General features: G+C 56.6%; 25 protein-coding genes and 4 tRNA genes. 15 read left to right on the top strand and 14 right to left on the bottom strand.

Going from position 1 to position 25,673, the window contains the following annotated elements; genetic code table 11:
• Positions 1-91: 91 nt before the first annotated feature.
• Positions 92-316 carry a DUF2594 family protein gene (locus FHU12_RS12320; RefSeq protein ID WP_004927950.1) on the bottom strand — a complete coding sequence of 75 codons (225 nt, stop codon included), beginning with the start codon at positions 314-316 and terminating at the stop codon, positions 92-94.
• A 705-nt stretch (positions 317-1,021) separates the two neighbouring features.
• On the opposite strand from FHU12_RS12320, the gene uvrY reads away from it, so the two are divergent.
• From uvrY to FHU12_RS12285, 7 genes are all read left to right on the top strand, one after another.
• Complete coding sequence (uvrY, locus tag FHU12_RS12315) at positions 1,022-1,678, top strand: UvrY/SirA/GacA family response regulator transcription factor (protein WP_004927947.1); 657 nt, start codon at positions 1,022-1,024, stop codon at positions 1,676-1,678.
• On the top strand, positions 1,671-3,503 hold the full coding sequence (gene uvrC, locus FHU12_RS12310; RefSeq protein ID WP_141969613.1) for an excinuclease ABC subunit UvrC: 1,833 nt from the start codon (positions 1,671-1,673) through the stop codon (positions 3,501-3,503). The genes uvrY and uvrC overlap by 8 nt, the downstream gene beginning before the upstream one ends.
• A gap of 58 nt (positions 3,504-3,561) precedes the next feature.
• The gene (gene pgsA / locus FHU12_RS12305) at positions 3,562-4,110 is read left to right on the top strand and encodes a CDP-diacylglycerol--glycerol-3-phosphate 3-phosphatidyltransferase (protein ID WP_004927937.1); all 549 of its coding nucleotides are present in this window, start codon (positions 3,562-3,564) and stop codon (positions 4,108-4,110) included.
• A 144-nt stretch (positions 4,111-4,254) separates the two neighbouring features.
• A tRNA-Gly gene (locus FHU12_RS12300) sits at positions 4,255-4,330 on the top strand.
• A gap of 372 nt (positions 4,331-4,702) precedes the next feature.
• Complete coding sequence (locus FHU12_RS12295; protein ID WP_141969611.1) at positions 4,703-5,155, top strand: hypothetical protein; 453 nt, start codon at positions 4,703-4,705, stop codon at positions 5,153-5,155.
• A gap of 361 nt (positions 5,156-5,516) precedes the next feature.
• A tRNA-Cys gene (locus FHU12_RS12290) sits at positions 5,517-5,590 on the top strand.
• Between the two features lie 10 nt (positions 5,591-5,600).
• Positions 5,601-5,686, top strand: a tRNA-Leu gene (locus tag FHU12_RS12285).
• A gap of 176 nt (positions 5,687-5,862) precedes the next feature.
• Here the strand turns inward: FHU12_RS12285 and FHU12_RS12280 are convergent.
• Positions 5,863-7,203 (bottom strand): anaerobic C4-dicarboxylate transporter, encoded by a 1,341-nt coding sequence (locus FHU12_RS12280; RefSeq protein ID WP_033642641.1) that lies wholly within the window; start codon positions 7,201-7,203, stop codon positions 5,863-5,865.
• 237 nt (positions 7,204-7,440) lie between these two features.
• Here FHU12_RS12280 and FHU12_RS12275 point away from each other — a divergent pair, with 237 nt between their 5' ends.
• The 3 genes from FHU12_RS12275 to FHU12_RS12265 all read left to right on the top strand — a co-directional run bounded on the left by FHU12_RS12275 (position 7,441) and on the right by FHU12_RS12265 (position 8,832).
• Positions 7,441-7,893, top strand: coding sequence for a PaaI family thioesterase (locus tag FHU12_RS12275; protein ID WP_141969609.1), 453 nt, complete (start codon positions 7,441-7,443; stop codon positions 7,891-7,893).
• Between the two features lie 140 nt (positions 7,894-8,033).
• Positions 8,034-8,315, top strand: coding sequence for a hypothetical protein (locus FHU12_RS12270; protein WP_141969607.1), 282 nt, complete (start codon positions 8,034-8,036; stop codon positions 8,313-8,315).
• Positions 8,281-8,832: a hypothetical protein gene (locus FHU12_RS12265; protein ID WP_060440227.1), complete on the top strand. Its 552-nt coding sequence runs from the start codon at positions 8,281-8,283 to the stop codon at positions 8,830-8,832. The genes FHU12_RS12270 and FHU12_RS12265 overlap by 35 nt, the downstream gene beginning before the upstream one ends.
• Before the next feature lie 68 nt (positions 8,833-8,900).
• On the opposite strand, the gene FHU12_RS12260 is transcribed toward FHU12_RS12265, so the two are convergent.
• The 8 genes from FHU12_RS12260 to etsA all read right to left on the bottom strand — a co-directional run bounded on the left by FHU12_RS12260 (position 8,901) and on the right by etsA (position 18,749).
• The gene (locus FHU12_RS12260) at positions 8,901-9,170 is read right to left on the bottom strand and encodes a hypothetical protein (RefSeq protein WP_019455885.1); all 270 of its coding nucleotides are present in this window, start codon (positions 9,168-9,170) and stop codon (positions 8,901-8,903) included.
• An 89-nt stretch (positions 9,171-9,259) separates the two neighbouring features.
• Complete coding sequence (locus FHU12_RS12255) at positions 9,260-9,397, bottom strand: hypothetical protein (RefSeq protein ID WP_230490317.1); 138 nt, start codon at positions 9,395-9,397, stop codon at positions 9,260-9,262.
• A gap of 174 nt (positions 9,398-9,571) precedes the next feature.
• Positions 9,572-11,200, bottom strand: a complete 1,629-nt coding sequence (locus FHU12_RS12250) for a GMC family oxidoreductase (RefSeq protein WP_141969602.1) — start codon at positions 11,198-11,200, stop codon at positions 9,572-9,574.
• A 110-nt stretch (positions 11,201-11,310) separates the two neighbouring features.
• The gene (locus FHU12_RS12245) at positions 11,311-12,237 is read right to left on the bottom strand and encodes a LysR family transcriptional regulator (RefSeq protein WP_141969600.1); all 927 of its coding nucleotides are present in this window, start codon (positions 12,235-12,237) and stop codon (positions 11,311-11,313) included.
• Between the two features lie 98 nt (positions 12,238-12,335).
• Positions 12,336-13,838, bottom strand: coding sequence for a glycine betaine/L-proline transporter ProP (gene proP, locus FHU12_RS12240; protein ID WP_060419579.1), 1,503 nt, complete (start codon positions 13,836-13,838; stop codon positions 12,336-12,338).
• Positions 13,839-14,253: 415 nt separating this feature from the next.
• Positions 14,254-15,621 carry a macrolide efflux RND transporter outer membrane subunit EtsC gene (etsC, locus tag FHU12_RS12235; RefSeq protein ID WP_141969598.1) on the bottom strand — a complete coding sequence of 456 codons (1,368 nt, stop codon included), beginning with the start codon at positions 15,619-15,621 and terminating at the stop codon, positions 14,254-14,256.
• A gap of 3 nt (positions 15,622-15,624) precedes the next feature.
• Positions 15,625-17,562 carry a MacB family efflux pump subunit gene (locus tag FHU12_RS12230; RefSeq protein ID WP_100396531.1) on the bottom strand — a complete coding sequence of 646 codons (1,938 nt, stop codon included), beginning with the start codon at positions 17,560-17,562 and terminating at the stop codon, positions 15,625-15,627.
• Positions 17,559-18,749 carry a macrolide efflux RND transporter periplasmic adaptor subunit EtsA gene (etsA, locus tag FHU12_RS12225; protein WP_457644854.1) on the bottom strand — a complete coding sequence of 397 codons (1,191 nt, stop codon included), beginning with the start codon at positions 18,747-18,749 and terminating at the stop codon, positions 17,559-17,561. Before etsA ends, FHU12_RS12230 begins: the two co-directional genes overlap by 4 nt.
• 231 nt (positions 18,750-18,980) lie before the next feature.
• Here etsA and cho point away from each other — a divergent pair, with 231 nt between their 5' ends.
• From cho to FHU12_RS27410, 5 genes are all read left to right on the top strand, one after another.
• Entirely contained in the window at positions 18,981-19,829 is an 849-nt protein-coding gene (gene cho / locus FHU12_RS12220) for an excinuclease Cho (RefSeq protein ID WP_141969596.1), read from the top strand.
• Positions 19,830-19,941: 112 nt separating this feature from the next.
• Positions 19,942-20,038: transfer RNA gene (locus FHU12_RS12215), tRNA-OTHER, on the top strand.
• A gap of 185 nt (positions 20,039-20,223) precedes the next feature.
• On the top strand, positions 20,224-20,523 hold the full coding sequence (locus tag FHU12_RS12210) for a sigma-S stabilization anti-adapter protein IraP (RefSeq protein ID WP_141969594.1): 300 nt from the start codon (positions 20,224-20,226) through the stop codon (positions 20,521-20,523).
• Positions 20,524-20,646: 123 nt separating this feature from the next.
• Positions 20,647-21,150 carry a YlaC family protein gene (locus FHU12_RS12205; protein WP_038875410.1) on the top strand — a complete coding sequence of 168 codons (504 nt, stop codon included), beginning with the start codon at positions 20,647-20,649 and terminating at the stop codon, positions 21,148-21,150.
• A 69-nt stretch (positions 21,151-21,219) separates the two neighbouring features.
• Entirely contained in the window at positions 21,220-21,351 is a 132-nt protein-coding gene (locus FHU12_RS27410) for a hypothetical protein (protein WP_015377413.1), read from the top strand.
• Between the two features lie 62 nt (positions 21,352-21,413).
• On the opposite strand, the gene FHU12_RS27405 is transcribed toward FHU12_RS27410, so the two are convergent.
• From FHU12_RS27405 to mdoC, 4 genes are all read right to left on the bottom strand, one after another.
• A complete protein-coding gene (locus FHU12_RS27405; protein ID WP_016928228.1) occupies positions 21,414-21,542 on the bottom strand; it encodes a hypothetical protein in 129 nt (42 codons plus the stop codon).
• A 252-nt stretch (positions 21,543-21,794) separates the two neighbouring features.
• Positions 21,795-23,516, bottom strand: coding sequence for a potassium/proton antiporter (locus tag FHU12_RS12200; RefSeq protein WP_038875414.1), 1,722 nt, complete (start codon positions 23,514-23,516; stop codon positions 21,795-21,797).
• Positions 23,517-23,802: 286 nt separating this feature from the next.
• Complete coding sequence (locus tag FHU12_RS12195; RefSeq protein ID WP_141969592.1) at positions 23,803-24,027, bottom strand: hypothetical protein; 225 nt, start codon at positions 24,025-24,027, stop codon at positions 23,803-23,805.
• Positions 24,028-24,331: 304 nt separating this feature from the next.
• Positions 24,332-25,462 (bottom strand): glucans biosynthesis protein MdoC, encoded by a 1,131-nt coding sequence (gene mdoC / locus FHU12_RS12190; RefSeq protein ID WP_141969590.1) that lies wholly within the window; start codon positions 25,460-25,462, stop codon positions 24,332-24,334.
• Between the last annotated feature and the right edge of the window lie 211 nt (positions 25,463-25,673).

The following is a 25,673-nucleotide window of genomic DNA, read 5'->3' as shown; positions in this document are numbered from 1 at the left end:
CACTGCCCGAAAGCACGAGCAAGATCAATGGGGTGTGACATAGCGCGGGGAAAAGCAGACCCGCATGAAGCGCGGGTCTGAGACGCAATGCTTACTGACGGTAAGCGTGCTTGATTTGTTGAATGCTGTTCTTGAAGATTTCCGCCTGGGTGGGATCTTCAATCTGGGCGATAAAACGTTCCATGTTGATGATAACTTTCCCGGCGTCGGCCTGGCCGATCGACTTCAGGATCAGCGTCAGCGTGGCTTTGAGGCAGGCAACCTCGGTCGCCAAGATCTCCGGGTTTGCAGACGTAGTGAAATCAACGTTGCTCATTTTCTCTCCTGATTTTTTGAGGCCGTAGCCTGATTCAAGCTGCTTTGGCGCACCGCGCGCGGGTTAAAACATCACCCCACGCGCGGCGGCGAATTTAACTGGGCGCGGAGTATAGCATAGCATGCGTCCATCATCTGCACTGGGCTTGCTCCGCTCACGCCGGTGGGCAGCGCCTGTTCACCGTCAGTCTGAATCATCCATTATCGGTAAGTTATTTCGAGGCGGTTAACAAGTATTTGTCCGGTACGTTATTGTTGAACCCTAGGGGTTATTATAATTATTTGAGGCGGCTGACACTGATTTTGCCGATGTCTACCGAGAATAATAGTTTTACACGCCGGGTGTTCGGCCGGCGATGGCGCCGGCTTTTGCTACGTCTTTAAATATCAAATGATTACAAACGGCCAGCAACCGTGTTAATATTATTCATGTCGTGATTGCTTACACAGATTTCCCCCTCGCTGCATGATTATCGCGCTATCCTGTGTCTGACGCGACGCAACGAAATTATTTTCGTCGCACGATCTTTTCCGACGTGACGATTTATTGGCGGCATAGACGGCTAAAATTGAAAAGTTAGCTCTGCTCCGCAAAGTTATTCGAAAGTATGTATTAATCTGTGTTCATTCTTGTCTGAAAAACAAGTAATATCTCTGGCGAAAACAGAGGCTGATTGCGTTACTCCCTTTTTTTGGAGATTTTTCCTTGATTAGCGTTCTTCTTGTTGATGACCACGAACTGGTGCGCGCAGGGATACGACGCATTCTTGAAGATATCAAAGGTATAAAAGTTGTCGGTGAGGCCCAATGCGGTGAAGACGCCGTAAAATGGTGCCGTGGCAACGCTGTCGATATCGTGCTGATGGACATGAATATGCCGGGAATTGGCGGGCTGGAAGCCACGCGCAAGATTGTGCGTTATGCACCCGACGTCAAAGTCATCATGTTGACTATCCATACCGAAAACCCGTTGCCCGCGAAGGTGATGCAGGCGGGGGCCGCCGGTTATCTGAGCAAGGGCGCCGCGCCGCAGGAAGTGATTAACGCCTTGCGTTCCGTGCATGCGGGCCAGCGCTATATCGCGTCTGATATCGCTCAGCAGATGGCCCTGAGTCAGCTGGAGCCCCAGGCCGAAACGCCGTTCAGCTGCCTGTCTGAACGCGAGTTGCAGATCATGCTGATGATCACCAAAGGCAAAAAGGTGAATGAGATCTCGGAGCAGTTGAGTCTCAGCCCGAAAACGGTGAACAGTTATCGTTACCGCATGTTCAGCAAACTGAATATCAGCGGCGACGTCGAACTGACCCACCTGGCCATCCGACATGGATTGTTCAATGCGGAGACGTTGTTAAGCAGTGAATGACCGTTTTGATGCCAAAGCCTTCCTGAGTACCGTCACCAGCCAGCCCGGCGTCTACCGTATGTACGACGCCACGGGCACGGTGATCTACGTCGGTAAAGCCAAAGACCTGAAAAAGCGTCTCGCAAGCTATTTTCGGCAGCAGGTCAGCAGCCGTAAAACCGAGACGCTGGTTAAAAATATCGCACAAATAGACGTAACTGTTACTCATACTGAAACAGAAGCGCTGTTGTTAGAACATAACTACATTAAATTGTATCAGCCGCGATACAATGTTCTTTTGCGAGACGATAAATCTTATCCGCTGATTTTCCTTAGTGCCGATACTCACCCCCGTTTGGCGGTGCACCGCGGCGCCAAACACGCCAAGGGTGAATATTTCGGCCCTTTTCCCAACTCTTACGCCGTGCGTGAAACGCTGGCGCTGCTGCAAAAGCTGTTCCCGATCCGCCAGTGTGAAAACAGCGTGTATCGCAACCGCTCACGTCCGTGTCTGCAATATCAGATCGGCCGTTGTCTGGGGCCTTGCGTCGCCGGCCTGGTGAGCGAAGAGGAATACCAGCAGCAGGTGGACTATGTGCGGCTGTTCCTGTCCGGTAAAGATCAGCAGGTGTTGCACCAGCTGATTGCTCGTATGGAAGAAGCCAGCAAACTGCTGAATTTCGAGGAAGCGGCGCGCATTCGCGATCAAATTCAGGCCGTGCGCCGCGTCACCGAACGCCAGTTTGTCTCGGGCGACAGTGACGATCTGGACGTGATCGGCGTGGCCTTCGACGCCGGTATGGCGTGTCTGCACGTGCTGTTCATCCGTCAGGGCAAGGTGCTGGGCAGCCGCAGCTATTTCCCGAAAGTGCCGGGCGGCACGGATATGAGCGAAGTGGTGCAGACCTTCGTCGGCCAGTTTTATCTGCAGGGCAGCCAGGCACGCACCCTGCCCGGTGAGATCCTGCTGGATTTCAACCTGCCGGAAAAAGAGCTGCTTGCCGAGTCACTCTCCGAGCTGGCGGGGCGCAAGATTCAGATCCAAAGCAAACCGCGCGGCGATCGCGCCCGTTATCTGAAGCTGGCGCGCACCAACGCTGCAACGGCGCTGACCACCAAGCTGTCGCAACAGTCGACTATCCATCAACGGCTGGCGGAATTGACCAAGGTGTTGAACCTGACGGAAATCAACCGCATGGAGTGCTTCGATATCAGCCACACCATGGGCGAGCAGACCGTGGCTTCGTGCGTGGTGTTCGACGGTAATGGCCCGGTGCGCTCGGAGTATCGGCGCTATAATATCAGCGGCATCACCCCCGGCGATGATTACGCGGCGATGACGCAGGTGCTGAAGCGCCGCTACGGCAAGGCGCTGGAAGAGAAAAAAATCCCGGACGTCATCTTTATCGATGGCGGCAAAGGGCAGCTCGGCATGGCGATCGAGGTGTTCAAATCGCTGAATGTCACTTGGGATAAGAGTAAACCGCTGCTTATCGGCATCGCCAAAGGCGCCGACCGCAAGGCCGGGTTAGAAACGTTGTTCTTCGTGCCGGAAGGTGAGGGCATTTCGCTGCCGCCGGATTCGCCGGCGCTGCATGTGATCCAGCATATTCGCGATGACTCGCACAATCACGCGATTACCGGCCACCGGCAGAGAAGGGCGAAAGTCAGAAATACCAGCGCGCTGGAGCTGATTGAGGGCGTAGGGCCAAAGCGGCGTCAGGTGCTGTTGAAGTATATGGGCGGACTGCAACCTTTGTTGAACGCCAGCGTGGAGGAAATTGCAAAAGTGCCGGGTATTTCACAAGCATTGGCAGAAAAGATCTACAATGCATTGAAACACTGAGGGCAATGTAGCAACATACTCTTAATTTCCACTCTAGCCAGATAGTTACCGTAGCATTATGCAATTGAATATACCGACTTGGCTTACCCTGTTTCGCGTAGTTCTGATCCCATTCTTTGTGCTGGCGTTTTATCTGCCGTTCAACTGGGCTCCGATGGTTTGCGCCGTTATCTTTGTGTTTGCCGCCGTCACCGACTGGTTTGACGGCTTCCTGGCACGCCGCTGGAAACAAACGACGCGCTTCGGGGCGTTTTTGGATCCGGTCGCGGACAAAGTGATGGTGGCGGTGGCGCTGGTGTTGGTGGCGGAGCACTACCACAGCTGGTGGATCACGCTGCCGGCGGCCACCATGATCGCCCGTGAAATCATCATTTCGTCGCTGCGTGAGTGGATGGCGGAAATTGGCAAACGCAGCAGCGTGGCGGTGTCCTGGATCGGCAAAGTGAAAACCATGGCACAGATGATGTCGCTGGTGGGCTTGCTGTGGCGGCCGGATCGCTCCGTAGAGTATGTGGCGATTGGCTTGTTGTATATCGCGGCGGTGCTGACTTTCTGGTCGATGTTCCAATATTTGAACGCGGCACGCAACGATCTGCTGGAACCGTGATCGATACGCTGCAAAAATCGGCAAACGATCGTGGTGAGCCAACAATTTTATTGACTCATCACGTCAGGTAAGTAGAATGCATCGCATCAGACGACAACGATGAATTGCCGAAAGATAGCAAAGAAATCAGTCAGTTCTGGTAATGCGGGAATAGCTCAGTTGGTAGAGCGCAACCTTGCCAAGGTTGAGGTCGCGAGTTCGAGCCTCGTTTCCCGCTCCAAACATTAGCCTGTCGAATCCCTGTGATTCGGTAGGTAAGCGAAAAGGGGCTGCTGCCCCTTTTTCGTTTTCTGCTCCTGAGCCATCCGGCGAAACCTTTCTTCATCTTCCCCTATCAATTATTGGCCCTCCTCACGTTATCTTTCCTGTCGTTCTTATACTGCTGGATGCACCCGTTGAACGGTGAAAGAATGTCCGGCAGAGTATTTGGATACGTCGCGCGGTTCGCCATGCCGGAAGAAAATAACGCGGCTTATGACACCATTCGAGTACTCAGGCACAGCCATGCCGCGATGTCGCCGCGCCAAATCGCTGGGTTATCGGCAAAGCGAAGCGGTAGGTTGGTATCTTGGCGCCGGGCATAGGAGAATGTATGGAGTCTGGTGCTATAAAGCATCTGATAAGGACGGCGGCTGGATGTATGCTGTTCTTCGGCCTGGTCGCACCGCCGGTGGGGGGCGTAATCATGTTTCTGCTGATGACGTTCGGCAGCGGTGAGCTGGTGGAAATTGGCCGTCTCGAAGCCGGCGATATGCTGGGCATGGTGGGGTTTATCGGGACTTTTTCTTACGCGATTGGTTTTTTGCCGGCCTGTTTGGTGGGGGCCATCGCGGGTATCGCCCATCCCGGCATTCGTCGATTGCGGTGGTTTCTGCTGTTATGCGCGATACTATCCGCCATTGCTCCTGGTTTGCTGAATGCCGATCAGCGTATTTTTGGTACGATTGCGGTTTTGCCGGGTATGCTCGCTGGGTTTTTATGGTGGCGCCGGAGATTGCGCGATGCCCCCCATGAGGATGTTTTACGCGGTACCCCATCGCCATAAGCAAATGAAAAGCCGGAGAGGGCGCGGGTAAGCGATTCCTGCCGAGAAAAAAGAACCGATTTGCCCGTGAATTACTGAACCGATGCATATAAAATCAACATTCCGCTTGCCTTTGCGTTGGCATTGTGAACAGTGCGCCCACAAAATAAGCAGTTGAAAGCGTTAGAGAACTTTTTGCTATTTCGGGGGGTTGCCAAGGTGGGGGGTTTAGTCCATAATGCAGTCCATCGATTCGGCAGTAACGAAATAAATTACTTAAGAATCAGATGATTAGGATAAGCGATTTCAACATCGCCAACCAAAAGAACAAAACGAAGTGGGTGAATCACCGGCTTTGGCCTGAAAAGGCAAACAGAATAAAGGCGCGTTAACAAAGCGGTTATGTAGCGGATTGCAAATCCGTCCAGTCCGGTTCGACTCCGGAACGCGCCTCCAACTTTCCCGAGCCCGGGTGGTGAAATCGGTAGACACAAGGGATTTAAAATCCCTCGGCTTATGGCTGTGCGGGTTCAAGTCCCGCCCCGGGTACCAGGGAATAAAAATACCGAATAATCAAAGCAATAAGTAGTAATGTCGTAGACCGCCGAGAGGCGGTTTTTTTGTGCTTGAAATTCGTATTACACCTGCATTTTTCCTTTCTTGTCATACCCATCCTCTTGGATTGCCAGCCTGTCTGCAGGGAGCCCCGCAGGGCTCCGAAGTACAACTCATAAGAAACCGAACGCTGCGGCAAGGATCCAGCCGAAGACGCAGGAGACGCTGACGCCGATCAGGCCGGGCAGAATAAAGCTGTGGTTGATCACGAAGCGGCCAATGCGGGTGGTGCCGGAGCGGTCGAACTGGATTGCCGCCAGATCGCTGGGGTAGGTCGGCAGAATGTAATAGCCGTAACAGGCCGGTGCCGATGCGACGATATAGGCCGGGTTGACGCCGATTGCCAGCGCCACCGGCACCAGTGCCGCCAGCGCGGCGGCCTGCGAGTTGACGAATTTCGACACCAGCAACAGGATCAGCGCATAGGCCCAGGGGTATTCTTTCACCAGCACGCCCAGCGTGGCTTCTATCTGCGTCAGATGCGCGCCGAACATGGTTTCCGCCATCCAGGCGACGCCATACACCGCCACGATGGCGATCATGCCGGAGCGGAACACTTCGTTTTTAGAGATAGACGCCGGGTTGGTGCGGGTAATGATGACGATCAGCGCCCCGGCCATCAGCATGCACATCTGGATCACCAGGACCATCGAAAGCGGCTTGCCGCCGAAGCTGGGCCGCAGGTCGGAAAAGGCCCCCAGCACCGCCACCAGTGCGATGGTGGCGAGGAAAATCCACATGGCGATCCAGTTGCTGCGCGGCAATACCCGGTCCAGCAGGGTGGCGGCGTCGCCATAGACGTAGCGATGGTTTTCCGGCACCGAGATGAATTTTTGGAATTCCGGGTCTTTGTCCAGGTCTTTGCCGCGGAACCAGCTGAAGATGCCGATCGCCAGAATGCCGCACAGGGTAGAAGGGATGGTGATAGACAGCAGGTCGAGGAATTCCAGATGGCGGCCATTGAAGGTGTAGCTGCTGAGCATCGCCACCAGTGAAACGACCGCCACTGAGACTGGGCTGGCGATAATGCCCATCTGCGCGCCGATCGAGCTGGCCGCCATCGGCCGTTCTGGGCGGATGTTATTTTTTATCGCTACGTCATAGATGATTGGCAAGATGGTGTAGACCACATGGCCGGTGCCGCACAGGATCGTGAGAATGCAGGTCACGAAGGGGGCGATGATCGAGACATAGCGCGGGTTGCGCCGCAGCATCCGCTCGGCGATCTGCAGCATGACGTCCAACCCGCCTGAGGCCTGCAGGGTGGCGGAGGCCGCCACCACCGCGATGATTACCAACATCACGTCCACCGGTGGCTTGCCGGGCTGCAGGTGAAAACCGAATACCAGGATCATCAACCCGATCCCACCCAGCAACCCCAGCGCAATGCCGCCCTTACGTGCCCCATACAGCAGGCATGCCAATATCACCGCTAATTGCAGAAAGAAATCCATGATAAATACGCCTTAATAATGTTGAACTTAACTGCGCTCAGTTTCCGGCCGTGTTGGCCGCAGAAAGTTGTTTTAAATCTAAAGGCATTAATAAATTGTGGTTATTAACTCTGAAGAGTGATGACGGTCACATTCAGAGAATCTGAAGAGTAGGCGGCTGACGACATCAGCACGAAAAAGCAAGTCAAGAGGTCAGACCTCTCCTATATAACCGGTTCACCACCAGAGGAGAGAGCAATGGATCCGACAAAAATGACGGGGTTGGCGTTATTACAGGCTGCGATGGCCGGCAAAATTCCACCGGCTTCAATCGCTGAAACGGTGCCCATGAAACCGGACGCGGTTGAAGAGGGGTATATCCGCATTGTGGCGCGGGCTGACGAACGCCACCTGAATCCGTTGGGAGGCGTTCATGGCGGCTTTGCCGCCACGGTTTTGGACTCGGTGACCGGTTGTGCGGTGCACAGTGCGCTGGGCGCGGGGGTTGGTTATGGTACGGTCGATCTGCAGGTTAAAATGTTGCGTCCTGTGCCAAAGGAAACTGACCTGATCGCCGAGGGGCGTCTGGTCTATGCGTCGAAAAATGTCGCTTTTGCCGAAGGCACGCTCAAAACGGCGGAAGGGAAGCTACTGGCCTCGGCAACCGCCACGTGTTTTATCATTCGTCCTACCGATCAAGCCCCGCAATAACCTGCCTTTATCGGGCTTCGGGCTATCAACCCGGGGCCTGCCGCATTTCTCTTCGGTTGCATACAGGGCCGTGATACGACGGCAGGCGCGATGCGTCATTGTGGTCTAGTATTCTTGGGTAAAAATTTATCGGGGTGATTATGCAGCCGTATAAAGAGGTTGGGTTTGATCATGAGCTTTGTTTGGCGATCGGCAGAGCCGTATTGGACGTGGTAGCGCAAGGGGAAGAAACCAGTGCGCCGGCGGTGATGAGCGCCATTGAGCGATCGGTGGAGCAGGGGCTGAATGACGACGAAGTCGCCGCTGCCGACGATGCCCTGGATTTGATCGCGCGTCTCATCCATGACTGCCGGTTTGTTCATCTACCGAATGAAGAGGAGGCTTCCCATGCATTGGTTGAATTTCAAGCGCTACAAGAGTGACGTCGCCAGACAGGCCGTGCCGCCGCATTTGAATGCGGCTGAATTTGCACGGCATTACGCCGATAAGCCGCAAACCGATACGGAAGAGTATCTTTCGTTGAGCGGGGAGATGTGCTGGGATGCGGTGGTGCTGTGTGCCCACCGTTCAGGCGCACTCAGCAAGGCGAAATACAAGCAGCTGTGGCAGACGGTGTTCGATAAGCAATACAAACATTTCGTTAGCCCGGACGATACCGAGATCCGCACGATGGCCGATATGCTGCGCGCGCCGCAGGGATGTTTTATCGGCATATTCTCCCTGCGTGACGCGGCGGCGCCCCGTTTGCTGCATGCCATGATCGGTACCGGTGCGGGATTTGCCGCAGGCAATAAAAATCTTTGCATCGGCGTGGGGGGCGCGGTCGGCTGGGAAAATCTCAATCTGGCGCGCGATCTGCGCTGGCAGCCTGAAGGCGGCTTTTTACGCCAGGGCGACAACGAAGTGCTGCGCATCTTTTATCGGCCTTTCCCCGCCTAAACCGGCCCGGATGCTTTTAGAGTAAAAAAAACCGCCGTCTGGCGGTTTTTTGTTGGCGCGTGTCGCCCTTATTTGAACCCGCCGTTGCGAATGAATTCGAGACCGGCGGCGGTGATCCGCGTTTGATGCGGGTCGATATCATAGTTGTTCTCGTCGATGTCGCTCATCACATAGGCCTGTATCAGGCCCTTGGTTTTAAGATAGGCGAAGGGATCGGCGAACGCATGCGGGCTGGTGGCGTCTTGTTTCCACAGTTCGTAGGTTTTTTCATCCAGCGTCCCGGGGTGATTGGCGGCCAGTCGGGTCAGAATCTGGTTGTAAAATACATAGTCGGTCATGATGCGGTCCTCTTTATCGCGAGCGACAGTCTCGGAAAATGACGTAACGTCTTTCAATCATAGCCGATGTTTTCTATCGCCTGTGTGGGTTATCCGCGCTGGCTTTCGATCCAGTGGAACAGACGAGAAATCGTGAAGGTGATATCGCCGATGTTGAAAAGCGCGCAGAGCCACAGGGTCAGCATAGCCAGAATGCCGATGATGATGGGAAGATCCCTTTTGCCCATGAGAATGTTCTGCTGAGGTGACGGTGGTCTACAGGGTAACACCATTTCCAGGCAGGATAAAATGTGAGCCGTTATTTCGAGTGTGCTGTTGCGGAATGCGGGAGGCCGGCCATCAGGATGACCGGTCTGGTTTCAACAGTCTATTTTGCCGCCAAGCGGGGAGCTAAAACGGCTTCAGGCGTAGTGTCGGGCGATATGCTCGGCGGTGGCGATCGTCGTCACATTAGTGGCGACGGAGGGAACGTCGGGGAAGATGGAAGCGTCGACGACCCTAAGCCCGTGTACGCCGTGCACGCGGCCCTGAAGGTCGACGACCGCCTTCGGATCGTCGGCCTTCCCCATCGGTGCGGACGAGGTCGGATGATGATAGGTATCCAACGTCGCCGCCATCGAGGCAAGAATGGCCTCGTCGCTGTCTGCAGCGGGCGCAAGCTCGCTGTGGATCAGCGTAGACAGCGGCGCGGTTTGCCCTATTTTACGCGCCAGTTTGACCCCTTCCAACAAGCGGACGCGGTCACTCTCTTGCGCCAGGAAGTTAAGATCAATGTGAGGGGCTGCCGCTGGATCGCGGCTTTCCAGCCAGACTCGTCCGGTGGATTGTGGCCGAGTCAGCGCCACCGCCAGAACAAAACCGACGCCGGTGGGGCTTTGGTCATGTGGAAACAGATGCGTCGCGGTAATGTGCAGATCGAGCTCTCCCGGTTCCGCCTGGCTGCTGTGGGTCCACAGCTTGGCGCCGATAACCGGCGATTGGCTGCCGATGACATCGGGGCGGGCGGCGTAGGCATTGTAATAAAAGGGGTGATCGACCAGGTTTTCACCGACGGGGAGATCGGCGACGACGGGGATCCCCAGACGCTTCGACTGTTGCGCAGGCGCGATGCCGGATCGCATCAAAATGGCGGCGCTGCCGTAGGTGCCCGCGCTCAGAATCACTTCAGCGGCAAGGATCACTTCGCCGCTGGCCAGGCGCACGCCGATCGCGTGCTGCCCGTCAAATATTACGCGGTCTACCAGCGTATCGGCACGCAGGGTGAGATTGTCTCTGGCACGGGTTTTCTCATCCAGATAGGCCATGCCGGTGTTAACGCGCACGCCGTTGATGATATTCATCGGGTAGGGGCCGACGCCATTGGCTGAAGGGCCGTCAAAATCGTCAATCGCGTCGTAGCCGTTGGCGCGCGTGGCGGCGACGAAAGCGCGTTGCATTGGCGTGATGTCATCCAATGTGAGTTGCACGACAGGAAAGGGGCCGCTATCGCCATGGATTGCGCGGTCGTGCAGGCCATGACGAGTCTCCAGTTTTTTGAAGGCGGGCAACAGGTCCTGATAGCCCCATCCCGGCAGATCCCAGCGGTTGAAATCTTCCGGACGGGCGCGGATCGCCACGGCACCGTTGACCCCTGAACTGCCACCCAGGACTTTACCGCGGATAGCGCCGATCGCGTGGCTGACATAGCCGGGTTCTGTCCGGTATCCCCATTCGAACTCCGGGTTGCCATTGGCGCCGAGGACGTCGCTGTCCGCGATAAGGCGCGGATAATCGTAGGGCGCATAACTGTGCCCGGCTTCTAACAGCAGAACCCGGCGCGCAGGGTTTTCGCTGAGGCGAGCCGCCATCACCGCGCCGGCGGAGCCGCCGCCGACGATGACTACGTCGAAAACAGGGGATGTCTCTCTGGTCCGTTGGGCCGGTTGTGCTTGCGCCGATAATGCGGAAATCGATGTGGAAGCGCCGAGCGTGGCGGCGGCTGAAGCGACCAGCGTTTTTGATATCAGCTGGCGGCGTGATAAGTCTTTCATGGCAGAGTCTCCAGAGCGGGCAGAAAGTGTGTGTTCTGCAGACTAAAACCCTGAGGCACAAGCAACAAGTGATCGAAATTCGAACCTCGGGTTCGCGTTTTGCGAACCTTTCAGGCTGACGTCAGGAAAGGGGAGAGTTCGGTTTCCCAACGGGGCGTGCGGCCAATGTTCTCACTCAGGAAGTTCACCAGCGCCTGGATCTTGGGGGATGCCCGTTTTGAACGGCGGTAGACGGCGGAAATGTCGCCGCCGTCGGGTGAATAGGCGGCCAGAACAATGCGCAGTTCGCCCGCGCGTATCGCGTCGGCGGCGATAAATGCGGGCAGGATAGCGAGGCCCAAACCGGCTTTAGCCGCCGCCAACAGGTGAAAAGCGTTATCGGTGCGCAGCCGTTTACCGATACGAAACGATCGGATTTCGCCCTCGATGGGGAGCTGCAGCATGCCGGTCGGTTCGCGCTGAATATACAACAACCCCTGGTGCTGTTGCAGGTGTTGCGGGTGTGTCGGCGTGCCTTGCTGGGCAAGATAGGCCGGGCTGGCGCAAATCAAATGACGGTTGGCGCAGATGCGCTGCGCGATCAGGTCGGAATCCGCCAAGGGGCCGATACGGATGGCGACATCGAAATTTTCCTGATTCAGATTGGCCAGACGATCGCTATACTCCACGTCCAGGTTCAGGTTTGGATATTGTGCCATAAAGGTGGATAACAGCGGCGCCAGATAGCGGATGCTGAAGGCCATCGGCGCCGTTAACCGCAGTTGACCCTGCAGTTGGCTATGCAGTGTTCGCACCGTCTCTTCGGCATCGCTCACTTCGCTTAATATGCGCACGGCGCGCTGATAGAACAGGTGTCCGGCGTCGGTCAGCCCAAGCCTTTTTCCGCGTTCGAACAGCACAATCCCGAGGCGCGTCTCCAACTGCTGGATGCGTCTGCTCACCACCGACTTGGTGGTACCCAAGCGACGGGCCGCGGCGCTGATGTTGGCGGCCTCAACCACGGCGATATAGGTCGCCATCTCCTGAAACTGATTCATTCATCTCTCCTTCGTCACCCGCATGGTCAAATTATCACTCACTGCGCGTCAGGCAAAAAAAACCACCCGAGCGGGTGGTTTTTGTTTGTCAGAGCGAATCAATCCAGTTTGGGATGCTGGTCGATCAGGATCTGCTTTTTCTTTTCCAATTCGGCGATCTGCGCGTTGATGTCCTCGACTTTCTGTTCGATGTTGTCGTAGGTCTCCTGCAGCAGCTCTTTCGCCTCTGAGCGGTCAGACGCCGCCGGCGTCGCGCCGCGCAGCGGCTTGTTGGCGGTTTCTTTCATGTACAGACCGGTGATAAGACCGATCACCGCCACGACCATCAGGTAGTAGGCCGGCATGTACAGGTTGCCGGTCGCCTCTACCAACCAGGCGGCGGCGGTCGGTGTCGCACCGGCGATCAGCACCGAAATGTTGAACGAAATCGCCAGTGCGCTGTAGCGAATGTGCGTGGGGAACATCGCCGGCAGGATGGAGGCCATCACCCCGGTGAAGGAGTTGAGCAGAACCGCCAGCACCAGCAGACCGACGAAAATCAGGCCAATGACGTTGCTGTTGATCAAAATGAAGCACGGGATCGCCAGCGCCAACAGGCCGATGCTGCCGCCGATGATGAACGGCTTACGGCCGATGCGGTCGCTGGTCAGGCCGATCACCGGCTGCACGAACAGCATGCCGATCATGATGGCGATGATAATCAGAACGCCGTGATCCTCCGAGTAGTGCAGGTTATGCGACAGGTAGCTCGGCATGTAGGTCAACAACATGTAATAGGTCACGTTGGTGGAGATCACGATACCGACACACACTAGCAAACTTTTCCAGTGTTTGGCCGCGATCTCTTTGAACGAGGTTTTCGGCGGATTTTCGATGGCGTTGCGATCCTCTTTCTCCATCTTGTCCACGTGTTGCTGGAACGCCGGGGTTTCTTCCAGCGCATGGCGCAGATAGAGACCGATCAGGCCCAGCGGCGCGGCGATGAAGAACGGAATACGCCAGCCCCAGTCGAGGAAGTTGGCTTCGCCGACGATGCTGGAGATCAGCACTACTACGCCTGCGCCCATCACAAAGCCGGCGATGGAGCCGAAGTCCAGCCAGCTGCCCATAAAGCCGCGCTTGCGGTCCGGTGAGTATTCGGCGACGAAAATTGCCGCACCGGAATATTCACCGCCGACGGAGAAGCCTTGCGCCAGCTTGGCCAGCAGCAGCAGGATCGGAGCCCAGATGCCGATCGATGCATAGGACGGGATCAGGCCGATACAGAAGGTGCTGACCGCCATGATGATAATGGTGACCGAGAGCACCTTCTGGCGACCGAACTTATCGCCCATGGCGCCGAAGAACAGGCCGCCGAGCGGACGCACCAGGAAGGGCACGGAGAAGGTCGCCAGCGCGGCGATCATTTGTACGCCGGGCGAGGCGCCGGGGAAGAAGACCTGGCCAAGTGCGTAGGCGACAAAGCCGTATACGCCGAAGTCGAACCACTCCATCGCGTTGCCCAGGGCCGCTGCGGTGATCGCCTTCTTGAGTTTGCTGTCATCGATGATGGTGATGTCGCTGATGTGCATCGGTTTATGTCGTTTTTTTCTTAACTTCATATAATCATCCCTTAATGAATTATTCGTTGTTCGTGAAAGCGTAATCTCCGTTCACTATTGTTTTCGAGTTATCAAATAGGCTAATAGAATCGCGGTTCAAGACGATTCATTATCCACATTTAAGTTGGGATGTGGATCACAAAATATCGTCATTTATGCCAAGGTTATGTCATTTAGGTGACTAATTATTTTGCATCTATAGCTTAACGTTATATCTTGCTACGATCAAATTCAGCAGTTTAACTTAAGTGTTTGCACCGATTTGGTGCGAGAATGGTCTAATAAATGTGCGATTTGACGATTTTTCGTCTAATTGGTGATGTTTTAAGTATACAGAGTACGGGAGATAAAACAGGAAAAATTGATGTGTTTGCCGTCAAAAAAAACGCCTGACCCACTGGCCAGGCAGTTTGGATTAAGGGACCGACGAACCGCCGAATTCGAGATAGATTTTCGCCAGATTCTGGTACTGCGCGAAGCGGTTTTCATCCACCGCCAGCTCCGCCTGACGGCGTTGTTCCTGCGCGTTCAGCCAGTCGGTAATGGTGACGGCGCCCTGCCGGTAACGCACCTCGTTCAGCCGCTCCGATTTGCGCGCCAGCGCCAATGAGGCGCGCAGCTGCGCCTCCTGCGCCAGCAGCTGCGTGCGCAGTGACAGCGCGTTGTTCACATCGCCCATCGCCTTGTACAGCGCCTGCTTGAAGGCCAGCACTTGCTGTTCATAGTCGTTGCGGGCGATCTTAATCTCCACGCCCATTTGCCGCCACTGCAGGAACGGCAGCGTCAGGCTGGCGCCGAGGCTGCCGGTCGGGTTGCGCAGAAATTCCAGCAGCGCGCTGCTGCTGGCGCCCAGTGAACCAGTCAGGCTGAACGCAGGGTAGTATTGCAGACGTTTTTCGTCGACGTTGGCCAAGGCGGCGCGCAACCGCAGCTCTTGAGCGCTTAGATCTGGACGACGGCTCAGGACGCCGGCGGGAATGCCGGTGTTGATCTGCGGCATCGTCGTCGTCGGCAGGCGCGCGGGCGCGATGGTGGCCTGGCCTGATGGCGCGCCCAGCAGCACCGCCTGCTCGTTCAGCGCCTGTTGACGATCGTGTTGTAACGACAGCAGGCTGCGTTCCTGCGTCAGCACGTTTTGTTCCGCGTTCACCACGTCCAGCGCCGAGATGCTGCCGGCCTGATAACGGGCGTTGGCCAGCCGCAGCGTCGTTTTGGCATAGGCGATGCTCGCCTGGCTGACGCTGATTTGTTGATTGAGAAAACCGATGCGCCAGTAATTCGTGGCGGCGTTGGCCAGCAGCGTCAGGCGCGCCGTCTGCAGATCCTGCTCGGAAGCCTGGCTGGCCCACTCGGCGGCATCGCGCTGGCGCGCCAGCTTGCCCCACAGATCGACTTCATAGCGGGTGGTGAGAGACGCGTTGCTGGTTTTATTCCAGGCGGAGGACTCTGACAGCGGGCGATTGATGCCGCTGCCTAATGAGGCGCTGACGTCGGGCGCGGTGCTGATGCCGACGCGTTCCGCTTCGAGGCGCGCGCGGTAGACGCGCAGCACGGCGACGGCCAGATCGTTGTTGCTGGCCATCACCTGTTGCAGCCAGCGATCGAGCTCGGGATCGTGGAAATCGCGCCAGTCGAACGGCGTCGGCGTGGCGTTCTCGGCGGCGTGCTGCCAACTCGCCGGGTAGTTGATCTGTGGCGCCCGGTAGTCGCTTTTCAGGGCGTTGCCGCAGCCGGCGGTGAGCAGGGCGGCGAGGCTTAACGCCAGGGGAGATAAAATTTTCATGGGTTACTCGCTGGCCAATGAAACGACCGGATCCATCCTTGCCGCTTTACGGGCGGGGAGATAACCGAAGATCATGCCGATTAAGGTTGAACAGAAAAACGCCGTCGCGGCGGCTTGCCAGGAATAGATGGCGGTGAACATGCCGCCCGCCAGCGAGGTGAACAGCGACCCGGCGGCGAACGACAGCGCGATGCCCAATGCGCCGCCGATCAGGCAGACCAGCACCGCCTCGATCATGAACTGTTGCATGATGTCGCCGCGCCTTGCGCCGACCGCCATGCGCACGCCGATTTCGTGGGTGCGTTCAGTGACCGACACCAGCATGATGTTCATCACGCCCAGGCTGCCGATCACCAGCGCGATTGATGCCACCATCAGGATCAGCAGGCTAAAAGTCATTGACGTGCGTTCGATGGACTTTCGAATTTTATCGAAGTTGTACAAACGGAAATCTTTTACGCCGTGGCGTTGGGTCAACAGCTGTGTGATAGCGGTGACGGCCGATTCGCTGGCGACATTGTCCTTTAGCCGAACGGTGATGCCGCTGAGCGTCGGTTTGCCTACCATGCGATACATCACCGTGCTGTAGGGCATCCAGACAGTGATGCGATTGGGCGCGTAGTTGCGATTGCTTTTAGCCACACCGATCACCCGGGCCGGCACCGAGCCGAGAAATACGATCTGGCCGAGCGGCTCGACGCCGAAATCGCCGAACAGCGCCTGGCGTGCATTGTCGTCGATGATCACTTCCTGCAGCGCATTACGATCGTCGCGGAAAGTCACGCCTTGTAACAGCTCGACGCCGTTAACGCGGAAATAGTCGCGCCCGACGCCGGTGATCGAGGCGGTGGCGGATTTGCTGCGAAAACGGATGCTGTCGGAAGCGTCTACCTCCGGGCTGACGCTGTCGACGAAGCTTTGCTGCGCCAGCGCGTCGGCATCGGCCGGTACCAGGGTGCGGATGCTGTCGATGGCGTCGTCGAAGAAGTCACGCCCCGGATAGATGCTTACCACGTTAGTGCCGAGATCTTTGAGGTTTTCCAGCGTGCGCTGCTTGGCGCCTTCGCCCAGCGCGACTACCGTGACCACGGCGGCGATGCCGAAGATGATGCCGGTCATGGTCAGCGCGGTGCGCAGGCGATGGGCGTTCATCGCCTTCAGCGCCATGTGCAGCGATTCGCGGGTGCGGTCAATCAGGCTTTGCCAGCCGCTTTGCCGGCTGCGGTTCGGCGGTGGCAGCGCGACGGCGGGCACCGACTTGCGGCCGCTGTCCGCGATGATCTCGCCGTCTCGCAGTTCGATGACGCGGTGGGCATGTTGCGCCACGTTCATATCGTGGGTGACGATCACCACGGTGTGGCCGCGCTGATTCAGTTCGCTCAGGATCGCCAGCACTTCCTGGCCGGATTGGGTGTCCAGTGCGCCGGTCGGCTCGTCCGCCAGGATAATTTCGCCGCCGTTGATCAGCGAACGGGCGATGCTGACGCGCTGCTGCTGGCCGCCGGAAAGCTGGCCGGGCTTGTGATCCTCGCGTCCCTCCAGGCCCAACCGCGCGAGCAGCTGTGCCGCTCGCTGCCGCCGCTGATCGCGCCGGGCGTTAGCGTAGATGGCCGGAATTTCGACGTTGCCCAGCGCGCTGAGATCGGGCATCAGGTGATAACGCTGGAAGATAAAGCCGATATGCTCGCGGCGCAGGCGGGCCAGTTCGTCCGGCGACAGGTGGGCGGCGTTCTGGCCGCTGATGTAGTAGTCGCCGCGATCCGGTACGTCGAGACAGCCCATGATGTTCATCAGCGTCGATTTGCCGGAGCCGGAGGCGCCGATGATCGCCACCAGCTCGCCGGCGGCGATGGTCAAATCGATGTCTTTCAACACCGTCAGCGCCTGACCGCCGTTGGTGTAGGTTCGGCTGATGCCTTTTAGCTCGATGATCGCGTTCACAGGAAAATGCCATCCTCAGCCGACTTGGCGGCGGGCTGTGACAGCACCACGGTTTCACCGGCTTTCAGGCCGCTGAGGATCTGAATGTCGACGTTGTTGGTGATGCCGGTGGTCACTTCGCGCGTTTCCAACTGTTGATCCTGAGTCAGCACCTGTACCTGTTGCCCTTTTCCTTCGGTTTTATGCACCGCCTGGATCGGCACCAGCAGGGCATTCTTCGCGTCGCCGAGCAGTAAGGAAACCTGCGCGGTCATGGCGATGCGCAGGCGGTTTTCCGGGTTGGGCACGTCCAGCAGCGCGTTGTAATAGACCGAGGCGTTCGAGGTGCCGGAGCCGGAAGCGGAACTGGTGCCGGCGAGCGAGTCGTCTTTCATCACCGATTCCGGTGCCAGCTCGATGGTGCGCAGCGTGGCGTCGTAACGTTTATCCGGATCGGAAAAAATAGTGAAGTACGCCTTTTGCCCCGGTGAAATGCGGGTGATGTCGGCTTCGGAGATCTGCGCCTTTATGGTCATCGTATCCAGCCGCGCCAGCTTGACGATGGTCGGCGCGCTTTGGCTGGAGTTGACCGTTTGTCCCTGCTGCGTGACCACGGCGATAACAATGCCGTCCATCGGCGCGACCACGCGGGTATAGCCCAGATCGATTTTTTTCTTCTCGACTTCGATCTGCGATTGCACCAACTGCGCATTGAGTGCCTGCAGATCGGCGCGAGTGGTGGCGAGCGAGGCTTCGGCGGTCTCGAAGTCTTCCCGCGAACTGGCCTCGTCGTTCAGCATGCGGCGCTGGCGTTTAAAACGCGACTCTGCCTGTTTCAGCAAGGCCTGTTTGGCTAACATATTGGCTTTGACTACGTTCAGCGCCGCTTCGGCGTTGCGCAGATCGTTGCGTTGTTGCAGATCGTCGATGTCGGCGATCGGTTGCCCCTTGGTGACGCGATCGCCCAGTTTGACCTTCAGCGATTTGACTTCGCCGGAGACCCGCGCGCCGACGTTAACGCGTTCGACGGCATCCAGCCGCCCGGTGGCCAGCACGGCGTTTTCGATATCGCCCAGGCGGGCCGGCGCGGTAACGTAATCCTGCTGCGGCGGGCGTTGCCAATAGATTGCCAGCGCGACAGCGACGGCGATGAAAACGATGGCGGCGATCAACGCCAGACGGCGGGAGGGGAGTTTTAGTGATGACATACCCAGGTTTTCCATAACGATAAAAGCGGCGGTTCCAGTCTGCCATCATGGCAGCGCCAGCTTGAACTGGCGCTAAACGTGAGGCGCTTTCCCGCTGGAAAGGGGATAGTAAAGGCTTTCGCGCTAAAGATCACGGCGAGTTATTATCCGCCGGGTGTGCAACCGGCTGCACGGCACGCTATACTGGCTAAAAAACCAGTATTCATTCATCAGCAGGATAACGCCGCCGTCATGATGCCAAACCGCCTCGAGCCGGAACTCGACATTTACCAATACCCGGAGCACCTGCGCGCCTGCCTGGCGCCGTTGCCCAAAGGGCCGGGCGTCTATGTGTTTCACGGCGAAAGCGAAAGCCTGCCGCTTTACATCGGTAAAAGCGTCAACGTACGCAGCCGGGTCATGGCGCATTTCCGTGCGCAGGATGAGGCAAAAATGCTGCGGCAAACCCGGCGCATCAGCTTTATCGAGACCGCAGGCGAATTGGGGGCATTGTTGCTGGAGGCGCAGTTGATCAAGCAACAACAGCCGCTGTTCAACAAACGCCTGCGGCGCTCGAAACAGCTGTGCGCGCTGCGTCTGCAGGCGGACACGGTGACGATTGCCCACGCCAAAGAGATCGATTTCGCCGTCACGCCCCACCTTTATGGGTTGTTTGCCAATCGCCATGCCGCGCTGGAAAAGCTGCGCGCCATCGCCGACGAGCATCGTTTATGTTACGGCAAGCTGGGGATCGACAAGCTGCCCGCCGGGCGCGCCTGCTTCCGCTACAGCCTGCGCAAGTGCGCCGGCGCCTGCTGCGGCGTGGAGCCGGCGCAGGAACATGCGCGGCGGCTCGGCGCGGCGCTGGAACAGCTACGCATCGCCTGTTGGCCGTTCGCCGGGCGAGTGGCGTTGGAAGAACAGGGCGAGACCCTGCGTCAGTACCATGTGATTCACAATTGGTTTTATCTGGGCTCGGTCAGCAGCCTGGCGCAGGCGCAGCGGCTGCAGAACGCGGCCAGCCACTTTGACAGCGATGGCTACAAGATTTTGTGTAAGCCGCTCATCGCCGGCGATTACCGGATTATTGAGCTGCCGTAAGGCCAGAGCGCTATCGATAACCTAAGACTTATCTGTAAATTCAGGGCATTATGCTAAAAAAGCTTGAGTCCATAATGTTGTTATGGATAATGGCGCCCCGAAGCGAAGGAACGCGCTATTAACTCAGTTGGCAGAGTGATTGGTTTTATAATGGCTTGTTTTGGCTTGAAAATTGATAGACGCGGGTTCGAGTCCTGCATAGCGCGCCAGCTTTCTTCCCTTCATCTCACCGCGCTTACCGTAAAGCGCACCCGGGTTGATTTGCACTATCGGCTCCTCGTTGGGATTTTCGGGTGTGCTTTACCGTAACCGCTGGCTTTCCTTCCTCTTTCTCTTTCGATCCTTTGCTAAACTGTAATCAGGCAGGCTTGCTGCCCGGCAACAGGAGGTCGATATGTCTCACTCCGAGCAACTGCAGGAACTCTTGCAACGCGTCACCGCCCTCGAGGCGAGAGAGAAAGCGCTGACCGCCGCGTCCAACGCTTATCAGGCGATTATCACCACCATGTTGGGCAATATGGAGAAGACCGAGCGTGACCGGATCATCGCGATGATCGATCAGGCCCATGAAATCGCCTATGCCCGCGCCATTCATCGCAGCAACGAACCGCAAAAACAGAAGATCAAACAGGCCGACGACGTGGCCCAGCGCATGTTCATGTTTGCGCAAGGCAAGGCCGCTCAGCCACGCTGAATCCGAACTATAACAGTTGCCGCCATTAAGTTGGCTAACTGATCTACCCGGGGAAACTGTACTTGTGTTACTTTTAGCGGTGAGATTTGATGGCAATGCTGTTTCCAGCATAAGGTTGTAACGATGGACGCGATTAAAAGCATCTTGGTTAAAGAGATTGAACAGATCAATCGGCGCGAAGGGCGTGACGGCAAGCCGCGCTTCAACAGCGAATTCGCCCGCACTCACCGCTATCTGTGCCTTGCTATGTTCGCCGGCTATTTCGCGGTGATCGCCGTAATGTATCAGGTGCCGTACATGGGGATATATGCCTTCCTGGGGTTCACCGCCTTCGTACTGTTCATGTTCGCCATGCTGCTGATAGAGATCCGGCCGGTGTACCGTTTCGAGGACATCGGGGTGCTGGATCTGCGGGTTTGCTACAACGGCGAATGGTACTTCACCCGCGCGCTGTCGCCTTATGCGGTGCAGCAACTGCTGGATGAGCCATCCATCGGCGCCGCGCTGAAACAGAAGATGCGGGTAATCATCGGCAACAAGGGCGAAATCGACTTCTACGACGTGTACGACATGGCCTACGGGAAAAAGCCGCAGGATGAGCCACCGCAGTTGGCGGCGGCAAACTGAAAGGTTTCCGGCCGGCGGCTTGTCGATTATACTCAGCGTTTGAATGCCAAGCAGAATGAGGACCAAGCGATGAGTGATGATATTTTCGATTTTGATATCGATGCCGAACTGGCGAAAGCCGAAGAAAAAGCGGCGCAGAAGGTAAAAGAGGTCCCTGAGTTCCTCGAAGACGAAGCGGACTGCGAAGGTTGCAAGATCTGATCGCCTGACCCATAAAAAAAACCGCCGCGGCGGTTTTTTTTATGTCTGAGCATCGCGCGGCATCAGTCCAGCACGAATCCCCAGATGAGGAACGCCGCCACCAGAATCAGGCAAAGCGCGGACACCGTCACCAGTATTTTCCCCAGAATGTCTTTTTCTTGTTCCTGCTGCGTCACGTTGAAATTATCCAATTAAAAGTCTATGGACCAAACCGGCGATGCTGAGATCGAGCGCCGCTACGCCCAGCGCCATGATCATCATCACCGAAAGAAATCGAGTCTTGCCGTTCACATCCCTAATCCCTGTAGGCGCCGCTGCTAAACTGTTTTTATATCAAACGGATATAATTCAGCGACGCCGTACTTCATGCAACATGATAGTGATTAAGAACGTTCTTAAGGCCAGAAGTTCCCTCGTCTGATAACGCAGCCGGTGCGGCAGCGTCAGTCGGTTACGATTCGCACGCCTATCTTGCTGACTTGATTGCCGTCCATTTCGGCGATGGTCCAGGTCAGGCCGTCCCATTCCACCTGGTCGCCGATCACCGGTTCGCCGCCAATCAGCTGAATGACGAACTGGCCAAGCGTCTGCTGCTCGTCCACGTCGTCTTGCAGATTGAGGCCATAAAGCTGCGAGATGTCGCTTAAACGGGCATCGGACTGCAGGATAAAGTCGCCGAAGAAGCGCTCGTCGAGTGTCACGGCCGGCGCCTGGCTGAACAGTTTGCCGAGGATGGGCAGGTCGTGCTCATGGCCGATAACGCACAGAATATCGTTTTCCCGCAGGCGGGTACTGCCGCTGGGGTGCAGCAGCTCTTTGCCGCGGAACAGGGCGGCGATGCGAGTGTTGGGCGGCATTCTCAGCTCACGCAGCGCCGCGCCGACGCACCAGTTTTCCGCCGAAAGCTGATAAACGAACTGTTCCCACTGGTTCTCCGGGTGCACGTCCAACCCAACGCGGGAGATCGGCGTCAGCGCCGGCGGCACGATCACCTTGGCTTTTTTGGCGGCAAACGACAGCGTGGTGCCTTGCAGCAGCAGGGAGACCAGCACCACGAAGAACGCCACGTTGAAGAACAGCTGGGCGTTGGGCAGCCCGGCCATCATCGGGAACACCGCCAGGATCACCGGCACCGCGCCGCGCAGGCCGACCCAGGAAATAAAGCCGCGTTCGCGCAGGGTAAAGCTGCGGAACGGCAGCAGGCCGATAAACACCGACAGCGGGCGGGCGAACAGGATCATCCACAGCGACAGCAGCAGGGCAGGGATGGCGATCGGCAGCAGCTCGTGCGGGTTGAGCAGCAGGCCGAGCACCAGGAACATGCCGATCTGGCTGAGCCAGGCCAGTCCGTCGAAGGTTTGTACGATGCCGTGGCGGTTGCGGATTGGCCGATTGCCCAGCAGCAGGCCGCACAGGTACACCGCCAGAATGCCGCTGCCGTCCAACGCGGTGGTCAGCGCGAAAATAAGAATGCCGCCGCTCACCGCCAGCAGCGGATAGAGGCCGTCCGCCAGTTTGATATGGTTGATCAGCGTCAGCAGCAGCCAGCCGCCGCCCAGGCCGAAGACGATGCCCATGCCGAACTGCTGCATCAGATGCAGCGGGAAGGTCCAGCTCAGCGCGGTTTCCCCGGCGGCGATCATCGCAATCAGCGTGATGGTGAGGAATACCGCCATCGGATCGTTGCTGCCGGACTCGATTTCCAGCGTGGCGCTGACGCGTTCGTTCAAGCCCTTGCCCCCCAGTAACGAGAAGACCGCGGCGGCGTCGGTGGAACCGATAATGGCGCCGATCAGCAGCCCCTGCAACAGATCGAGATTGAACAGCCAGGCGGCGGCCATACCGGTCAGGCCGGCGGTGATCACCACACCGACGGTGGCGAGAGACAGTGCCGGCCACAGGGCGACGCGGAAAGAGCTGACCCGGGTACGCATGCCACCGTCGAGCAGGATCACCGCCAACGCGAGGTTGCTGACCAGATAAGCGACCGGATAATTGCTGAAGACGATGCCGCCGGGGCCGTCGACGCCGGCCAGCATGCCGATCGCCAGGAAGATCACCAGGATCGGAATACCGAGCCGGGAAGAAAATGAGCTGAGCAGAATGCTTGCCCCCACCAGCACGGCACCGATGACGAACAAACTGTTAATGGTGCTGGCATCCAAAATATCGTTCTCCTGAGGCTGGGGGGGTTAGGGGGGCACTGCGTGTGTGTCGATGATAGCGTGTTTAGTGGGTAAAACGCCAAGGCTGATTGCGAAAACAACCGATCAATTATTGCCCTTTGGTGCGATTAACCGAAGAAAGTGAGGAGAAGAGGGAGAATCCTGTCTTTTATCCAACATTATCAGACTGCTGTATTTCGGTTTTGGCAACAATGGCCGATCGTGGCTGAGGGAAAAACCATTAAGCCCGCGCAGGCAGGCTTAATGGTTTGCAGGCGCGGTAGGGTTAGTGGTCGAGCGATTCCAGCGCCCGTTTGATCAGCTCGCTGGCCAACTTGCTTTCCGTTTCGGAAATGCCGTCGAGATTGAAGTTGGCGAGTTCAGTGACCAAAACGCTGCGTTCTTTGCCGCTGATTGAGGCGTCCAGCGCGGACAGCAGTCTGCCGAGGATCTTCAGCAGGGTGGCGTTTTCCACTTCGGCTTCTTGAGCCGGGGTGTTCTTATCGGTCATTCAAAATCCTCTCTGTCGTGACGGAAGGGAGATGCAGCTAACGCCATCGAATGAATTAAACGATCGCGCAGCCCTTCGGGGGTGTTGAGCCCAATCACTACCGTAAGGCAGGGATCCGGATTTCTACTTATGCATCGCAGTTATAACGATTAGGGTATGTATTCAGCCGTATCACTTTGCCCTAACGGACGGCGCCAGGCTGAGCAATGTGTGCTTTGCATGCAAACCACCAGTATAGGCTTTTTGCACGACGGCAAGATGACAGGAAATCCCTGCAAACGATCGGGTTTACAGGGGCGGAAGGTTATTGCGGCTTGCCGGAGAACAAGAAACGCAGCACCGGAATACGCTTGTGCAGTTCATATAAAGCGAAGGCCAGCGAGAACACAAACAGCAGGCCCAGCAAGAATCCCAACAGGTTGTTGCCGATATAAGGCGTCACGAAAGCGCCATATATCAGGGTCAACGGGTGGTGCACCAGATATATAAACAGCGAGGCGTTGACCAGATAGGTGATGCGCGGCGAGTGATAATTCAGCAGGTTATGCCCAAAAGAGAACACCACGTTGGTCATGAGGATCCCCATTAGGGTTTTGATCACCACTTCCAGCTCGAACATATAGCTGCTGTGCGCCAACAGCTTTTGATTCAGCATATATGCGATAAACAGCAGCAGCGAGCCGAGCAGCGCCAGCGGCGAGCGACGCAGAAAAATCTCCTTAAGCCACACGTACTTAAACGCATAAGCGCCGAGGATGAAGAACGGCAGGTAGAACATCGTCTCCATCACCACGAAATTGAACAGGCCGTTGGATAATAGCTGTGGCGCGAACATTAAAATAATACGGTGCGCGGCCGAATAGAATACCGCATAAATAAAGAAACACAGTGAGATGTTTCCTAATCCACGCATTCGGTTTATTAACTCTGGAATATGATCGCGGGTTTGACGCTTGATTTTACGGAACAGATAAAAACAGGCGCAGGTTAACAATGACAGTGTCAATAAGAACCACAGATGAGAAACCAATTCCCAAACTGTTACATTTATTTTCTGATAGAGAGAAAATTCATCCCAGCCGTTTAATTTATCGGTGAAATATTTCAGCATGAAAAACTGCGGCACCGTAATTAGCGGGATGGAGCTTAACAGCGGGATCGCCACCCGCTCCAGCCTGACCTTCAGCCACTGGTGGCGCTCGTAGCGCTCGTAAAGCATGTAGGAGAAGTAGCCGGATATCACGAAGAACACCTGCATGCGGAAAGCGTGGATGAAGTCGTTCAGCACCGTGAGCGAGAAGGAGGGGGACGCGCTGTTCACCGCCCAGGCATGGCTGGAATAAATCAGGGAGAGGTGAAACGGAATCCCGAGCAACATCAAATAGGCCCGGATCGAATCGAGGAAAAACTCACGCTGTTTGCTGCCTTTAGTCATAGATTACCGCTGGTGATTTAATCGGGTGCTCATTAACACGCTTAATAAGTCGTCAAACGTTAAATTGTTATCCGAAACCCTACTATAGCCCCCCGCATTTTTCCATAGCGTCTTGTTGCGCGGCTTGCTACGCTGGTGTTCCATCAGCTGCTTAAACAATGAGCCGTAAACATGAACCATCCATTTATCATGTTGTCGGAAAGCTGAGTAA

It is taken from the genome of Serratia marcescens, from assembly GCF_006715005.1.
GTDB classification, from domain to species: domain Bacteria; phylum Pseudomonadota; class Gammaproteobacteria; order Enterobacterales; family Enterobacteriaceae; genus Serratia; species Serratia montpellierensis.
The sequence above is the reverse complement of the archived record's forward strand: the minus strand, read 5'-3'. Positions and strand labels throughout refer to the sequence as shown.

Excerpts from the sequence above, each read along its gene's own strand:
- FHU12_RS12260 (WP_019455885.1), bottom strand. The coding sequence starts at position 9,170 with ATGACCGACTATGTATTTTACAACCAGATTCTGACCCGACTGGCCGCC.
- FHU12_RS12205 (WP_038875410.1), top strand. The coding sequence starts at position 20,647 with ATGGACGCGATTAAAAGCATCTTGGTTAAAGAGATTGAACAGATCAAT.
- FHU12_RS12255 (WP_230490317.1), bottom strand. The coding sequence starts at position 9,397 with ATGGGCAAAAGGGATCTTCCCATCATCATCGGCATTCTGGCTATGCTG.
- etsC (WP_141969598.1), bottom strand. The coding sequence starts at position 15,621 with ATGAAAATTTTATCTCCCCTGGCGTTAAGCCTCGCCGCCCTGCTCACC.
- mdoC (WP_141969590.1), bottom strand. The coding sequence starts at position 25,462 with ATGACTAAAGGCAGCAAACAGCGTGAGTTTTTCCTCGATTCGATCCGG.
- cho (WP_141969596.1), top strand. The coding sequence starts at position 18,981 with ATGATGCCAAACCGCCTCGAGCCGGAACTCGACATTTACCAATACCCG.
- FHU12_RS12320 (WP_004927950.1), bottom strand. The coding sequence starts at position 316 with ATGAGCAACGTTGATTTCACTACGTCTGCAAACCCGGAGATCTTGGCG.
- FHU12_RS12270 (WP_141969607.1), top strand. The coding sequence starts at position 8,034 with ATGCAGCCGTATAAAGAGGTTGGGTTTGATCATGAGCTTTGTTTGGCG.
- proP (WP_060419579.1), bottom strand. The coding sequence starts at position 13,838 with ATGAAGTTAAGAAAAAAACGACATAAACCGATGCACATCAGCGACATC.
- FHU12_RS12280 (WP_033642641.1), bottom strand. The coding sequence starts at position 7,203 with ATGGATTTCTTTCTGCAATTAGCGGTGATATTGGCATGCCTGCTGTAT.
- FHU12_RS12245 (WP_141969600.1), bottom strand. The coding sequence starts at position 12,237 with ATGAATCAGTTTCAGGAGATGGCGACCTATATCGCCGTGGTTGAGGCC.
- FHU12_RS12210 (WP_141969594.1), top strand. The coding sequence starts at position 20,224 with ATGTCTCACTCCGAGCAACTGCAGGAACTCTTGCAACGCGTCACCGCC.
- etsA (WP_457644854.1), bottom strand. The coding sequence starts at position 18,749 with ATGTCATCACTAAAACTCCCCTCCCGCCGTCTGGCGTTGATCGCCGCC.
- FHU12_RS12295 (WP_141969611.1), top strand. The coding sequence starts at position 4,703 with ATGGAGTCTGGTGCTATAAAGCATCTGATAAGGACGGCGGCTGGATGT.
- FHU12_RS27410 (WP_015377413.1), top strand. The coding sequence starts at position 21,220 with ATGAGTGATGATATTTTCGATTTTGATATCGATGCCGAACTGGCGAAA.
- FHU12_RS12275 (WP_141969609.1), top strand. The coding sequence starts at position 7,441 with ATGGATCCGACAAAAATGACGGGGTTGGCGTTATTACAGGCTGCGATG.
- FHU12_RS12195 (WP_141969592.1), bottom strand. The coding sequence starts at position 24,027 with ATGACCGATAAGAACACCCCGGCTCAAGAAGCCGAAGTGGAAAACGCC.
- FHU12_RS12265 (WP_060440227.1), top strand. The coding sequence starts at position 8,281 with ATGCATTGGTTGAATTTCAAGCGCTACAAGAGTGACGTCGCCAGACAG.
- pgsA (WP_004927937.1), top strand. The coding sequence starts at position 3,562 with ATGCAATTGAATATACCGACTTGGCTTACCCTGTTTCGCGTAGTTCTG.
- FHU12_RS12250 (WP_141969602.1), bottom strand. The coding sequence starts at position 11,200 with ATGAAAGACTTATCACGCCGCCAGCTGATATCAAAAACGCTGGTCGCT.